General features: G+C 62.6%; 14 protein-coding genes. 5 read left to right on the forward strand and 9 right to left on the reverse strand.

Annotation, left to right across the window (positions count from 1 at the left end):
* Positions 1-3: 3 nt before the first annotated feature.
* The 5 genes from LQ788_RS10750 to LQ788_RS10770 form a co-directional block, all read right to left on the reverse strand.
* Positions 4-423, reverse strand: a complete 420-nt coding sequence (locus tag LQ788_RS10750; RefSeq protein WP_231440854.1) for a VOC family protein — start codon at positions 421-423, stop codon at positions 4-6.
* An 11-nt stretch (positions 424-434) separates the two neighbouring features.
* A complete protein-coding gene (locus tag LQ788_RS10755) occupies positions 435-839 on the reverse strand; it encodes a helix-turn-helix transcriptional regulator (protein WP_231440856.1) in 405 nt (134 codons plus the stop codon).
* Positions 840-865: 26 nt separating this feature from the next.
* A complete protein-coding gene (locus LQ788_RS10760) occupies positions 866-2,410 on the reverse strand; it encodes an APC family permease (RefSeq protein WP_231440859.1) in 1,545 nt (514 codons plus the stop codon).
* 24 nt (positions 2,411-2,434) lie between these two features.
* A complete protein-coding gene (locus LQ788_RS10765; RefSeq protein WP_231440861.1) occupies positions 2,435-3,787 on the reverse strand; it encodes a flavin monoamine oxidase family protein in 1,353 nt (450 codons plus the stop codon).
* Between the two features lie 102 nt (positions 3,788-3,889).
* On the reverse strand, positions 3,890-4,861 hold the full coding sequence (locus tag LQ788_RS10770; RefSeq protein ID WP_231440863.1) for an SDR family oxidoreductase: 972 nt from the start codon (positions 4,859-4,861) through the stop codon (positions 3,890-3,892).
* 64 nt (positions 4,862-4,925) lie between these two features.
* Between LQ788_RS10770 and LQ788_RS10775 the strand changes: the two genes are divergently transcribed.
* Positions 4,926-5,864 (forward strand): helix-turn-helix transcriptional regulator, encoded by a 939-nt coding sequence (locus LQ788_RS10775; protein WP_231440866.1) that lies wholly within the window; start codon positions 4,926-4,928, stop codon positions 5,862-5,864.
* A gap of 25 nt (positions 5,865-5,889) precedes the next feature.
* On the opposite strand, the gene LQ788_RS19870 is transcribed toward LQ788_RS10775, so the two are convergent.
* Complete coding sequence (locus tag LQ788_RS19870; protein WP_317207036.1) at positions 5,890-6,693, reverse strand: septal ring lytic transglycosylase RlpA family protein; 804 nt, start codon at positions 6,691-6,693, stop codon at positions 5,890-5,892.
* Positions 6,694-6,869: 176 nt separating this feature from the next.
* Complete coding sequence (locus LQ788_RS10785) at positions 6,870-7,193, reverse strand: hypothetical protein (RefSeq protein WP_231440868.1); 324 nt, start codon at positions 7,191-7,193, stop codon at positions 6,870-6,872.
* A 55-nt stretch (positions 7,194-7,248) separates the two neighbouring features.
* Here LQ788_RS10785 and LQ788_RS10790 point away from each other — a divergent pair, with 55 nt between their 5' ends.
* Both LQ788_RS10790 and LQ788_RS10795 read left to right on the forward strand, forming a co-directional pair.
* On the forward strand, positions 7,249-7,992 hold the full coding sequence (locus LQ788_RS10790) for a glycerophosphodiester phosphodiesterase family protein (protein WP_231440869.1): 744 nt from the start codon (positions 7,249-7,251) through the stop codon (positions 7,990-7,992).
* Between the two features lie 77 nt (positions 7,993-8,069).
* Complete coding sequence (locus LQ788_RS10795) at positions 8,070-8,411, forward strand: RNA polymerase-binding protein RbpA (RefSeq protein WP_231440872.1); 342 nt, start codon at positions 8,070-8,072, stop codon at positions 8,409-8,411.
* A 130-nt stretch (positions 8,412-8,541) separates the two neighbouring features.
* On the opposite strand, the gene LQ788_RS10800 is transcribed toward LQ788_RS10795, so the two are convergent.
* A complete protein-coding gene (locus tag LQ788_RS10800) occupies positions 8,542-9,315 on the reverse strand; it encodes a polyprenol monophosphomannose synthase (RefSeq protein WP_317207037.1) in 774 nt (257 codons plus the stop codon).
* 283 nt (positions 9,316-9,598) lie between these two features.
* Positions 9,599-10,552 carry a metal-dependent hydrolase gene (locus LQ788_RS10805; protein WP_231447399.1) on the reverse strand — a complete coding sequence of 318 codons (954 nt, stop codon included), beginning with the start codon at positions 10,550-10,552 and terminating at the stop codon, positions 9,599-9,601.
* A gap of 78 nt (positions 10,553-10,630) precedes the next feature.
* Here LQ788_RS10805 and LQ788_RS10810 point away from each other — a divergent pair, with 78 nt between their 5' ends.
* Positions 10,631-12,388 (forward strand): 5'-3' exonuclease H3TH domain-containing protein, encoded by a 1,758-nt coding sequence (locus tag LQ788_RS10810; protein ID WP_231440875.1) that lies wholly within the window; start codon positions 10,631-10,633, stop codon positions 12,386-12,388.
* A gap of 42 nt (positions 12,389-12,430) precedes the next feature.
* A complete protein-coding gene (secA2, locus tag LQ788_RS10815) occupies positions 12,431-14,692 on the forward strand; it encodes an accessory Sec system translocase SecA2 (RefSeq protein ID WP_231440877.1) in 2,262 nt (753 codons plus the stop codon).
* Positions 14,693-14,739 lie beyond the last annotated feature (47 nt).

Consider the following 14,739-nt stretch of genomic DNA (forward strand, 5'->3'; position numbering starts at 1 on the left):
CGATCAGCCGCGCTGCTGGACGCGGATCATGTTTCCGGCCGGATCGCGCAGTGCGAAATCACGGAGACCATAGGGCTGGTCCATCGGCTCCTGGACGATGTCGGCTCCTCTGCCCTCCACCTCGGCGAAGGCCTCATCGACGTTCGTGCTCGCCAGGACGATCGCGGCGTAGCTGCCCTTGGCCATGAGCGATTGGATGACTGCCTTCTCCTCGTCGCTGATGGTCGGGTCTGTGATTGCGGGGGTGAGCACGATCGAGGTGTCGGGCTGATCCACAGGGCCCACAGTCAGCCACCGCATCTGCCCGGATCCGACATCGAGGCGAACCTCGAAGCCGAGGACGTCACGGTAGAAGGTCAGAGATGCTTCGGCATCGGTGTGAGGCAGGAAGCTGGCGTTGATTGAAATATTCATGATCGCCATCCTAGTGCGCATCACCGGGGTGGAACTTCTCGATTCCTGACCGGTCTGAGCACATTCTTGACGATGATCGTCGGCAGGTCGTGGTCGCCCTCTACGACTCCGGAACGGTAGCGCGAAGGTGAGACCCCGACGAGTTCGCTGAATCGAGTGGAGAACGTTCCCAGGGATGAGAATCCCACGGCGAAGCAGATATCCGTGATCGACAGGTCACCGCGACGAATCAGTGCCATGGAGCGTTCGATGCGCCGGGTCATGAGATACGAATAGGGCGACTCCCCATAGGCAGTTCTGAATCCGCGGCTGAGGTGCCCGGCTGACATGTGCACCCCGGCAGCGAGTTCCTCGACGTTGAGAGGCTGGTCGAATTCTCTGTCGATGCGATCGCGCACTCGCCTCAGAAGGACCAGCTGCTGCACGGACGGAGTGTCGCTGCCTCTCGAGTTCACTCTGTGTGGACTCCCTGCGTCAGCGTCTTTCCGCGGAAGTAGTCGGGGTGCCTGCGAGATTGGATGATCATGATGACCACGCCCAGGAGCAGGACGCCGATGCCCAACACGAAGACCAGTCCGATGCCGAAGACCGAGGAGCCGGAACCGTAGTCGGGATCGAGCGAGTCGATCGCAGTGGTCACGAAGATCACCAGCAGGGTCACTCCCCCGACCAGCGGGAAGAGGCACCTGAAGAAGAAGTTCTTCGCCCCGGAGAACAGCGACCGTCGGAAGTACCAGATGCAGGCCAGGCCGGTCACACCGTAGTAGAAGCAGACCATGAGACCCAATGCGGTGATCGTGTCCCACAGTGCGTTCTCTGAGAGTAAACGCATAACCACGTAGAAGATGATTGCGGCCGCCGCCGAGGTGATGGTGGCCACGGATGGAGACTTGTACCGGGGCGAGATTTTGCCGTACTTCTTCGGCAGTGCTCCGTAGTGGCCCATGGCCAGGATCGTGCGCGAGGGAGAGACCATCGTCGACTGCAGCGATGCCAGCGAGCTGGAGAGGACGGCAATGGAGACGAGGACGGCGAAGGGTCCCATAACCGGTCCGGCGAGGACTGCGAAGATGGATTCCTGATTCTCCGGATTCCCGGCCCCCAGCCCCTCGGTGCCGACACCGGCGAAGGAGATGACTGCGACGGTGCAGGCCAGGTAGATGATGACGATGGCGATGATCGTGAGCATCGCAGCGCGGCCGGGAGTCTTCTCCGGGTCCTTCGCCTCCTCATTCATGGTGATGACGGTGTCCCAGCCCCAGAAGAGGAAGATCGACAGGGACACTCCGGCCGCGACCATCGAGAAGTCACCGGCCTCGGCAGGGTTGAACCAGCCGAGTTCGACCGGTGTGGGGTCGAATGCAGTGCCGTTGGACACATGGACGAATGCTGCGATGACGAACCAGCCGAGAGCAAGCACTTGGAAGGCGACGAGCCAAACCTGGATCTTCTCGGTGGCTTCGACTCCGCGGTAGGAGACCCACGCGGCCGCCGCGGTCAGGAGCACAGTCACAGGAATGTTGATCCACAGTACCCGGGTCAGATCGGCGATGCCGGGGTCACCGAAGATCTGTGCCAGCAGCAGGAACAGGAAGTCCACTGCCACGGCAGCCAGGTTCGAGAGCACGAGGATCGTGGCCGCGATCAGCCCCCAGCCTCCCATCCAACCGAGCCAAGGCCCGAAGGCTCGGGTCGCCCAGGTGAAGGTCGTACCGGAATCGGGCATGGCGGTGTTGAGTTCGCGGTAGCCGAAGACCACGAGCAGCATCGGAACGAATCCGATGAGCAGAATCGCAGGAGTGTGCACACCGACCTGCGAGATCGTCGGCCCCAGCCCCGAGGTCAGGGTGTAGGCGGGCGCGATGCAGGAGATGCCGATGACGGCACCGCCGATGGCCCCGATCTTGCCCGCCGACAGTCCCTTGGAGCTCAGGCCCGAAGCGGACGTCGCGGACGCGCTTTCGGTCGGGCCCGGTGGTGGAGTTGCCGAGGTCATCAGTTCAGCCTTTCAGGCATGCGCTCAGGTACCCAAGATCTTGCGGGCGGTGTCCTGCCCGATCCTGATGGCACCATCGACGTGCTGGTACCCGTGTGCGGCGATGTCCGAACTTGCGAAATGGATGGGACCGACCGGGTCGTTCTGGAATTGACCCCACCGGTGCAGCCCGACGAGGTCGTAGCTGGTCGCATACGCGCCGCGAGTCCATTCCTCGGAGCCGAAGTCGGAAAGGTAGAACACCTCAGGTTCGAGTGCGCGTGGGCCGAGGAAGTCTGCCAGTGATTCGACGATGCGCTGCTTGCGGGTGGCCTCGTCGAGGGCGAACATCGCATCGGCGTTGATGTCTGAGATGAATCCGACGAGAGTTCCCTGCTCTTCACCGTGGTTGGTGTTGTCATAGACCTCCTGAACCAGCTGGCCGGCACCGAATCCGGTTCCGCACAGGCCCTCTTCGCGCCAGAACGGTGTCGGATAGGTGGCATGGACCTTGATCACCAGTCCCATCGATTGGTGCTGGTGGAAGACCTGCTGGAGTCGAGGCAGGTGCGGGGTGTAGCTGATACGCGAGTACAGGTTCGGTGGGACCGCCACAATGGCGCGATCGGCCGATACGGTCATCGCATCGGTACCGACTGTCACCGAATCTTCGGTCCACTCGAGGGTGCGAACAGGGCTGTTGAGGTGGACGACGTCTCCTCCGAGTTCGTCGGCCATCTGTTCGGAGACCGACTGCATTCCTCCCACGACGCGGCGGTCGAGGATGAAATGATCATCGACGAGATGGGTGAATGATCCCGCCGAGGCGGCCATGAGGATCGCCTGCAGCGCGGAGAAGGCAGTGGCCGGCTTAGTCAGCATTCCGCCCGCGATGAACATGCCGATGTTCGCGCACGCGGTCTCATCGTCTGATTGTTGTCGCAGCCAATGGTGGAACGACACCGAATCGAGTTCGGCAGCATCCTCGGCTTCCCACGGAGCTGTGGGGCCGATGCGTGCGGCAAGCTCGTCCAATTGCGCGATCAGCCGTTCCATCTCCGCTTGGGTCGACTCTCCCACCGGGAACATGTCGCCGCTGTAGACGGCACGTGTGCCGTCCGGTGCGATGTAGACGCTGTCGCCTTCTCGGTAGCGCTGGTACGTCTCCTTGCCCAGCTCCTCGACGAGTTCGAGGAGTGCCGTCTGGTCCGGTGAGATCCACTGACCACCGATTTCGTACATCTGACCATCGATATGATCTGTCCACGTCCGACCGCCCACACGATCTCGTGCCTCGAAGACCACGACGTCCTTGCCTGCTGCCTGCAGCGTCCGGGCCGCGCTCAGGCCGGTCGGGCCGGCTCCGACGATGACCACATCGCATGTTCGATCCGACATCCTGCACTCCTTCAAAGGTTCCACTTATGTGATCAGAGTAGCCAGGGAACCAGGGCGTGCCAAGGTGAGTTCGGGTTCGGCTGGTCCGGTGCGGAATCGGTTTCAGCGGTAGTCCCGTGCGTCCGCGCCCGAGTCGGCCTCTTTGGCTGCCATAAAGCCCCAGGAATCTGGTCGCGAACCATCGATATCGTCGATCGCGTAGATATCTGCGAGTTCCCAAGTGCTCAATGTGCGCGTGTTGAACCGGTGCCGATTTGGGTCAGAGGCCACGGCGACCAGGGTGCGCCCCAGCAGGTGCGGGCTCTCGGAAATCGCGAAGTCCGCTGGAGGCACTTCCCGGTCGGCATCCAGAGAGTCAGACAGCCACGTCTGCTCACTCGTGTCGAAGAGTTCGAGCATCATCTCCGATCTCAGCCAGCCTGGGGTGATCGCCAAGGCGGTGCACCCGGAGTCGATGAGCTCGTGACCGAGTCCGAACGCCAGCCTGCTCACTGCGGTCTTCGTCAGGTCGAGATAGACAGCTTCCCGATAGTGGGCTGCATTGAATTCGGAGGTTCCGTCGGTGATCTCAATGTGCAGTCCCCCGGAGGCCCGTGTCAGCAGAGGAAGTGCGGCGTGTGCCGTGTTGAGATGCGTGAGCAGACCTGCGTTCATCAGCTTCATTCCCGCTTCGAAGTCTGTGTCCCAGAATTTCTCGCCCCAGGAGACGTAGGCCTCTCCCCCGATGTCGTTGACTAGAACGTCGAGTCGTCCGTGCTCCTCATCGATGCGTCGCACCACTTCGTGGATCATCTCCGGCCTCAGATGATCGCAGACGAGCGCCTGAGCACGGCCGCCGTCTGCTTGGATGAGCTGGGCGGTAGCTTCGATCGTCTCACCTCGACCGTAGTCAGATGGGTGCGCGAAGGTGGATCGTCCTGTGCAGTACACGTACGCTCCTGCCCGGGCGAGATCGCGGGCGATGGCGCGTCCGGCACCGCGGGTCGCGCCGGCGACGAGAGCCACACGGTCCTTGAGCGGGCGCTGGACGAAAGGAGGAGATTCTGGTTCTGCTGGTGCGTGGGATGAGGTCATGATGCCAGCATGTCGCGCGATCACTGACACCTGCTGTCAGTGATGATGACTATTCTTGATGAGCATGAAGGCAGCACGGCTGGTGTCGGAGATCGTCATCCTCAGTGCCAGGAGCGTGCCGATCACGGCAGCGAATCTGGCGGCACGACTCGAGGTCACCGAACGGACTGTCTATCGCGATCTCGGCGATCTCTCGCGTATGGGTGTGCCCGTGGTGGCAGAGGCCGGCCCTGGCGGAGGAATCAGTCTGCTGGGAACGTGGACCTCTCCGCTGTCGGGAATGACTCGTGATGAGGTTGATTCTGTGCTCATCGGAGATGCTGCGGCGGGCGATCTCGGGTTCGCTCGGGAGTTGGCGACGGCGCGGGAGAAGATCCTGTCCGAGACGGATTCCGTCTTCTCATCGAGCGTGCTCGTAGACGGGCCTGACTGGTTCATGACTCACGAGCGCCCCGAGGCGCTCTCGGTGATCGTCACGGCTCTGCGTGCCCACCGCGGACTGCAGTTTCGCTACGCGTCCCATACCGGATCGCGACCTCGCACTGCCATTCCGCTGGGACTCGTCGTCAAGGCGGGACGCTGGTACCTCGTCGCGCAGCCTCCCGGAGGCCGACCCCGAACATACCGGGTCTCCCGGATGACTGCGATCGGACTGCGCTTCGTCGCGGTTTCACGGCCGGTGGAATTTCACCTCGGCGACTATTGGTCGAGGTCTCAGGTCGAATTCGACCGCAGCATCCGTTCGACGACGGTGAGACTGCGGGTTCCGAGCCACAACCTCGACGACCTGCGCCGGGCAGTTCCCGGTCGAGTCACCGATGACGCGATCGAGGCTGGATCCATCAGCGGCGACGACTACATCATCGACCTTCCGATGGAGCCCATGGACATAGCCGTCTCGCAGCTGATCACGGTGGCCGGAATCGAGGTCATGTCACCGGATGAGCTCCGGCTGGCGCTGCATCGGCGGGCATATCAAGTGGCCGCGGGCAATGGTCCCTGACGTCTGAGAACGATTCCAGCGAGGATCACTGCACTTCGTATTTGCCGTTGATCTGCCCGGCGCCGACTCCGCCGACTGCTTCCATGGCGGCCTTGGACAGGTCGATGCAGCGGCTGCCGTGGTAGGGTCCACGGTCATTGATGCGCACAGTCACTGATTTTCCATTGGCGGTATTGGTGATCTTGACCTGCGAGCCGAAGGGCAGCGTCTTGTGCGCCGCGGTCAGCTTGTTGGTGTCGAAGATCTCCCCGTTGGCTGTCTGCTGACCGTCGAACCCGTCTCCTCCGCCGTAGTACGACATCGGGCAGGTACCGGACTCGCCGGCGGACTCACCGGACTTCGAGGGCTCGTCATTGGTATCCGGAGCGGACTTCTTCGTGTCTGTGCCGCCGGTGGTGGCGTCAGTGCTCGCCGCTTCATCGGACGCGGTCTCCGATGGTGTCGGGGTCGGTGTCTCGACCTTGGATTCGAGGGAGATCTCGGCTGGCTTCTCTTTGGCCTGCTTCTTCGCTTTGGCCAGGAACTCATCTGGGGACTGGGTCGCCTCGGCTGCGGCCACGACAGGAGACTCGGCGACGACCTGCTGGTCACCGCCCGCGCTGCCGGGCACCATCGCCAGGCTGGATGCGACGACCGCTGCTGTTGCGGCGGTGGGAACGATGAATGCGGAGAGCACCGGGCGTGCACGAACGGAGGCCAACACTCCCCCTGCGGTGTTCGCAGAGCTCTGGGTCCCCTGCGGCGAGTGCCGTCCGGACTTCTTCGGTGCCTTGAGCGCGGAGAAGAGCGATCCCGTCGATTTCGAACGGGGAGAAGAGTGTTTACCCACAGTCAGTCCTTGTATAGATGAGCTGGTGTCCTTCGCAAACATGGGTCTCAGTGATCGAGCGCGGCTCAACACTGACTCCAAGTTATCGGATCGTTACCTGAACACAGTCTAATTAAGAAACTGTTACAAAAGCAATGCGGCACGCTAAAAAGCGTGCCGCACCATGGTTTCTCGGGTCACTCGGACTTGCGGTTGACCAGCTTCCGTACGGTATCTGCGCCGGTGGTCACGGTCTCTTGGGCCTTGTCGAAGGCTCGCTCGACCTTGCCGCTGCGCACGGCGTCGTCGATCGCGTGGGAGACGTTGCCCAGCGCCTTCTTCACATTCGTCTCGGTTGTCTCGATGAGACGGTTGCTCGAGGTGGCTTCGCGAGCGTTCCTCACACTGCTGCTGGCCGCACCGTAGGCTCGGGTGGCTGCCGAACGCACCCTTTCGGTCGGGGTCCGCTTGGTGGAGTCGATGACGTAGTCAGGTTCGATCGGATCTTGTGTTCGGCTCATGTCTCCATAGTTGTCGACCCTGCGCGCCAGGTCAACAGCAACATAGGATTGGACCATGAATTCTCAGGCGGAGATCATCGCTCACAGAGGCGGGCAGTGGCCAGGCATGAGCGAGAACACCCTCGAGGCGTTCGCCGCAGCCCATCAGGCTGGTGCGCGTTGGATGGAGACCGACGTCCATGCGTCTGCCGACGGAGTTGTCTTCGCCGCCCATGATGCCGATCTCGATCGCATTGCAGGTCGCCCCCACCGCATCCGCGATCTCAAAGCCGCCGAACTCGATTCCATCGACCTCATCGCGGGCGGGCGCCTGCCCCGTTTGACCACGCTGTTAGAGCATCTTCCGGACGTCGCATGGAACATCGACGTCAAAGCCGACCATTCCATTGCGCCGATGATCCGCACCGTCCGCAGCCGCGACGCAGGGGAGTGTATCCGGCTGGCGTCGTTCTCCTCGTCGACTCTGCGCAGACTGCGCGAGGCCCTGCCCGGGGTACGGACCTCGGGCGGAGTGCTCGAGTCCGCCCTGTTTGCCTTAGGCGGCCTGCCAGGCGTGGCGGATTCAGGTCTGTGTCCGCTCCCGACCGGTCTCGATGCTCTGCAGGTGCCGATGTCGTTCAAGGGCATCCCCGTCGTCACCGAGGACTTCGTCTCACGTGCTCACCACTCGGGGCTCCAGGTCCATGTGTGGACCATCAATGATCTCTCCGCCATGCGTGCCCTCCTCGACTTAGGTGTCGATGGAATCGTCACGGATGATGTACCGCTGGGGCTGCGTGAGATCGCGGCGTGGACCTGAGTGCTGGGAATAGGCGCACACGGTAGACTGTTCCCTCGTATGAGACGTCTGCAGTCGAGTCGGAAGGTGAGAGAGATATGAGCGAACGCAGTCTCCGCGGAACACAGCTGGGCTCACGCAGCCTGGAAACAGAAGAGGGCGTCGAACCGGCACCTCGCCAGATGGTCGAATTCGAGTGCGAGGACGGAACCAAATTCAAGGTTCCCTTCTCGATCGAAGCCGAAGTGCCCTCCACCTGGGATTCTGGCATCCACGGCATCGGCACCCGTGTCGGCGTGAATGAACCCAATGGGGAGCCGGGCAAGCACGTGCGGTCCCACTGGGACATGCTGCTTGAGCGCCGCTCCTTCGACGAACTTCAGGTTCTGCTCGATGAGCGACTCGCAGTTCGTCGTGGCGAGGTACCAGCACAGGCCTGAGCGCCTTTGAACTGAGTCGCACAAGCGCATCCAAGGGTCAGGACGGGGTGCAGGTCATCGGACCTGCACCCCGTCCTTCATTGTCCCGAAAACCCCGCCCTGGGTCGCGCCGAAGTCGCTGGGGATCGCATCAAGCAGTTCGTCTGCGTGCCTTCAGCCGTTCAAAGAAGCTTCGGGCCTGACGACTGCGCCGGGTCAGACCCCACCCGGCGACCTTGGTGAACGCCTCGGAGATGATCGACCCGCTCATCTTCGACTCCCCCAGCTCGCGTTCGACGAAGACGATGGGGACCTCGGCCACACGGAATCCGGCTTCGACAGTGCGGTAGGTCATGTCGATTTGGAAGCAGTAGCCCTGAGACTGCACTCCAGAGAGATCGAGGCTCTGCAGAACCTCTCGCGAATACGCACGGAACCCTGCTGTCGCGTCCTTGACGCCGAGGCCCATGACCGTGTTGACATAGATATTGGCGCCGCGGGAGAGGAAGAAGCGTGAGCGTGGCCAGTCCACGATCGCCCCGCCGCGAACCCAGCGTGAGCCGATGACCAGGTCGGCGTGCCCGGCCTGCGCGACGGCCAGGAGCTGTCCGAGGTCAAGGGGGCGGTGAGATCCGTCGGCGTCGAATTCGCAGATGATCTCGTAGTCGCGTTCCAGTGCCCATTCGAAGCCTGCGATATAGGCCATTCCCAACCCGGATTTCTCGCTGCGGTGCAGGACGTGCAGACGCGGGTCAGTTCGAGCCTGTTCATCGACCCAGTCGCCGGTGCCATCAGGTGAACCATCGTCGACGACGAGTACATCGACTTCGGGCTGGTTCTCAAACAGCCCGGACAGCGTCACGGGCAGAGCGAGTCGTTCGTTGTAGGTCGGAATGACGACCAGAGTCTTAGAAACCACGGCCACTACGATACGCGTCGCACCAGTCAAAATATGAGCCGACACCCTCGCCTTCGGACCACGTTGAGTAACGAGTTATCTAATGACGGGAGTGCCGGCTCCATCCCAGCTGCTGTGGAATGTCAACAACGAATCTAGTAGCTCTCAGCGTCTTTGCAAAATCCCTCTGACCTGCGGTTATGTTCAAATCTCCAGGTCAGACGCAAGACAGAATGATCAAAATAGATCCTTCTCGGCGTGTCGCCTTGCCTCTGACGGGGCGTGACTCGCCTCACATCCGAGGTTGTTTCTAGACGCCCTCGCCGAGCGGTATGCGGGTCGGCAGCGCCACGTCGGAGGAGAGTTCCGGCAGTCCTGGAGTACCCGAACGAGGGTCTGTGCTCCACGCAGCCACACGCGCGTCCGCGACCTGAACAACAAGTCGTTCCACCTGCCACCGCACGAAATCCGCGTCGGCGCCCGGGGCGAGGACTCCCCCATCGGGATTGCCGGCGGCGCGGTGAGCGAATCGGGTGGCCGCGTTGAACGCCGCGCGTGCACCGATTCCGTGTTCCCCGACGACGGCTGAGCGCACCGTCGCCCACGGTGAATCCTGAGAGTCGGTCCACGACACCTGAGCACCTGCCGAGAGCAGCTGCGCCAGAGGTTGCGGCTGTGCCGGATCGAGAGTGATCGCGATGCCGGAATAGCCCAAAGGAGTGACGAACTCCTCGTCGACGCTGAAGTTCAACAGCAGGCGATAGCCGTTGCGTTGAGCCAGTGCTGCCTGCCCGCGCACTCGGTCAAGGACCTCACCGAGGCGCTGATTCGACTCGACCTGGATGTACAAGGAGGTCTCAGGCATCTCCTTGAGGTCGAGGAAGTCGTCCGCGGTGATGCTCGCCCGGCCCTCGCCCGCGCCCGCTGTCGCAGCGTCGCCGGACCCAGCCTCAGGGTAGGCGACGATCCGCAGGCTCTGCGGTGCGCGTGCTTGGAATTCCTGCACATCCTCGGCACCGCCGAGGATGTGCACATGCGTGTATCCGGATTCGACGAGTCGGTTCCCATCGGGACCACCGCCGCGCAGAACCAGTCCCGCATGGACGAACCCTGGGGTCAGAAAGTCCCCGTCGAGGTTGATCGCGTCGGGATCCGCGGCCAGCGCAGCCTCGTCGGAGCCGATGAACGAGACCTTCCCGTCCTTTGAGCCAAGGGCAGTCGCAAACGGGTCGACACTGCTGTAAACATCTCCACCAAAGTACATAGTCACAGCCGACAGGTTACACCTCTGCTGTGGGCGACGTTGCACTCGCGTCAGGGGTGTCGGGTATCGTCATCGAGTGTGAAGCCCTTGGTTCTGATTGACACGCCTGCCCTGTACTACCGTGCCTTCTATTCGGTTCCCGACTCGATCGTCAACGACGAAGGTCAGCCGGTCAATGCCGTGCGCGGCGTTCTCGATGCGGTCGCGCAGATGATCCGCCGCTTCAACTCCCCACGGGTCGTGGCGACCATGGATGCCGACTGGCGCCCGGCATTCCGCACCGCGATCATGCCTGAGTACAAGGCTGCCCGGGTCAAGGATGCCGAAGCAGGCACGGAGATCCCACCCGAACTGGACGCACAGTTGCCGATCATGACCGATGTCCTGCGTGCCGCAGGCATCCCCATCGCCGAGGTTGACGGCACCGAAGCCGACGACGTGATCGCGACCATGGCCGCCCAGTCGCGGACCCCCGTGGTCATCGTCTCTCCCGACCGTGATCTGCTCGCCCTCATCGATTCCGCCTCCGACGTCAGTGTTCTGCGTCCCCGGAAGGGTGGAGAGTGGGAGGCGATCTCGCAGCCAGACCTGCCCGAGGCATACGGGGTGCCCGATGGCACCAGGTATCGGGAGCTCGCCGCGATGCGCGGAGACCCTTCGGACGGGCTGCCGGGAGCGCCTGGCATCGGGGAGAAGACCGCGGCGACGTTGCTGGCGAACTTCGGTTCCCTCGAATCGATCATCAAGGCAGCGAAGGCAGGGGTGAAGACCGGAGGTCTCAGCCCTAAGCGAGCCGCGACCCTGATCGAGGAAGAGGAGACTCTGCATAAGACCATCGAGGTCATGCGGTGTCTGACCGATGTCCCCCATGGGCTCGATCTCGAATCTGTGCCCAGCGAACTCGATCGCACTGCGGTGGAGGCTGCTGCCCAAGGCCAGAACATTCGACGCTCTGTCGACAACCTCATCGCTGCACTCGGCGATGCCGGCAGGGGCATCGGCCAAAGCGGCTTCCCCCAGCCGGCGCCGGTGAATACCAGCGTGACGGCCTCCGCGGCCGCGTCAAGGCCCGGGTCCGGGCCCGCATCAGGGTTCGCGGCCACCTCAGTCTCTGCCGCGAAGTCTCGAGTCTCGCAGAGCTCGCAACCGGTCTCTGCCGATGCTTGGTCTCAGTCACGGCTGGTCGGCTTCGACCTCGAGACGACCGGCGTCGACCCCGCGACAGCACGGATCGTGACTGCGGCCTTCGTCGAATCGGCCGACAGCTCCCGTACCTGGCTGGCCGATCCCGGAGTCGAGATTCCAGAACCGGCCAGAGCCGTTCACGGCATCACCACCGAGTTCGCCCAAGCCAATGGAGCACCGGTTGCCGAGGTGGTTGCCGAACTCTGCACGGTCCTCGCCGATCTCAAGTCAGCAGATGCTGTAGTCGTGGGCCACAACATCGTCTACGACCTCAGCGTCATGTCCGCTGAGGTCAAACGCCATCAGCCGCACGTCGATCTTGCGGCGCTGCTGCCGACGATCGTCGACACCTTCGTTCTGGACAAACGAATCGAACAGTTCCGGCGCGGCAAGAGGACCCTGACCGAGACGGCCAAGCGGTGGAAGGTTTCTCTGCTCGATGCCCATGATGCCGCCGCAGACGCGCTGGCTGCCCTGGACATTTCCCGAGCATTGGCACAGAGCTCAGAGGAAATTGCCCAGCTCAGCCGGGACGAAATCATGGCCGCACAAGGCGAATGGAAGCGCGATCAGGCCGCTGACCTGCAATCCTGGCTGCGCAGAAAGGGCAACGCCGAAGCCGTCGTCGATGGCTCCTGGCCCATGGCCTGAACGATAGAATCAACTGCGACCATCACTCGACAAAGGACGATAATGGGTTTCTTCTCACGACTGCTCAACCGACCCGGCGCGCAAGCCGACAAAGCAACGGGATGGTTCGACAAGGCCGCCGACGATATGGCGGCCGCGAGTCGTGAGTACGCGGAGCTCGACGACAGCGGTCTGACCGAAGCAGCTGCCGACATCTTCACCTCGGGCTCCGCCCAGGACAACCTCGTCCGCTACTGTGCGCTGGCCCGCGAGGCCGCCGAGCGGTCCCTGGACGAACGCGCCTATGACACGCAGATCAAGGGTCTCGTCGGGCTCCTGCAGGCGAATATCGTACAGATGGCCACCGGTGAGGGTAAGACACTCGTCGGCGCTCTCGCCGCCGCTGGATACGCTCTGCAGGGTCGCCGCGTCCACGTGGTCAGCGTCAACGACTACCTCGCTGTCCGCGACCGTACCTGGATGAAGCCGCTCTTCGACCTCTTGGGTGTGAAGTCAGCGTCGATCTCCGGGACTCAAAGTGAAACCGAACGCCGTGAGGCCTACGGAGCTGAGGTTCTCTACGCCTCCGTGACCGAAGTCGGATTCGATGTCCTCCGCGACCGTTTCGTCACCGACGATGACCAGATCCGCGTCCCAGACCGCGATGTCGTCATCGTCGATGAGGCCGACTCGGTGCTCATCGACGAAGCGCGTGTTCCGCTCGTCCTCGCCGGCTCGGCCAGCGTCGAAGACGCCAACGCTGCGATCGCCGCACTTGCAGAGAAACTCGAACCAGATGTCGACTACGAGATCAGTCCGGATCACCAAGCGGTGTCTCTCACAGATGCAGGCATCACCCGAGTCGAGACTGAACTCGATGTCGAGCTCTTCGACGAAGACGCGTCCGACCTCGCCGCAGTCAACCTCGCTCTGTATGCCAAGTCCCTGGTCAAACGCGATGTCGATTACCTCGTCGTCGACGGGAAGGTGAAACTCATCTCGGCCTCCCGCGGGCGCGTCGCCGAGCTGCAGCGCTGGCCCGACGGACTCCAGGCCGCAGTTGAGGCCAAGGAAGGCGTCGGCACCACCGAAAGCGGAGAGATCCTCGACCAGATGACCGTCGAAGAACTCATCCACGGCTACGAGACGGTCTGCGGAATGACGGGCACCGCGCTGGCAGTCGGCGATGACCTGCGTGAGTTCTACAATCTTGAGATCGTTCCCGTCGACACTCACCTGCCTGTCATCCGCAATGACGAACCCGACCGCCTCTACACCTATCAGGAGTCGAAGGAACGCGCGATCGTCGAGGAGGTCGCCGAGAACCGTGCCAAGGACCGTCCCGTGCTCATCGGCACCTCATCGGTGGCAGAGAGCGAATCCCTGGCCGAGCGACTGGTCGAACGCGGCATCGAGGTCACGGTCCTCAACGCCAAGGATGACTCGCTCGAGGCAGAGGTCATCGCCTCCGCTGGTGCCCCCGGTGCCGTGACCGTATCGACTCAGATGGCTGGGCGCGGCACGGACATCCGGCTGGCCGATGACAGCGTCGCCGAGGCTGGCGGCCTGTTGGTCATCGGTGCCGGTCGTTACCTGTCCTCACGGCTTGATGATCAGCTGCGCGGCCGTGCCGGCCGTCAGGGAGACCCGGGAACCTCGGTGTTCTTCACCAGTCTCGAGGACGAGCTGCTGACTCGTGTGCCCGAGATCCAACTCTTCGTCTCAGAGGGAGATGAGACCGGGTGGATCGAGTCAAAGCGTGCCCTGAGCCTTGTCGAACACGCGCAGCGGATCGCTGAAGGCCAGAACACGGCCCTGCATCGCGACACGTGGAAGTTCAACGAGCTCATGGCCAAGCAGCGTGATCTCGTCCTCGCCCGGCGCCGGGAGCTGCGTGTCGATGATGACGCGATCGGCGAACTCAAGACCCGTCTCGGGGATGTGGCCGAGACTCTGACTGAAGAGCACCCTCAGGAACTCGTCGATGAGACGCTGCGCGAGGTCATGCTCTTCCATCTCGATTCACGTTGGGTCGATCACCTTGCCTTCCTCAACGACCTGCGTGAGGGCATCCATCTGCGCACCTTCGCCCGCGAGAAGCCCCACGAAGCATTCAATACTGAATCGATCCGCGTCTTCTCCACCTTCTGGTCCGATGTCATCGACGATTCCGCGTCGACTGTCGAAGAGGCAGAGTTCACAGATACGGGTATCGATCTGGCCTCCCACGGGCTCAAACGTCCGTCGTCGACGTGGACCTATCTGACCACGGAGAGCGCATTCGGCTCCGACATCGAGAACATCGTCAAGAAGGTCAAACGCTGAGCAATCGCCGGGCCTCCCCGCTCTGGGGCGGGCCCGGCGGTCACCGC

It is taken from the genome of Brevibacterium zhoupengii (assembly GCF_021117425.1).
GTDB classification, from domain to species: domain Bacteria; phylum Actinomycetota; class Actinomycetes; order Actinomycetales; family Brevibacteriaceae; genus Brevibacterium; species Brevibacterium zhoupengii.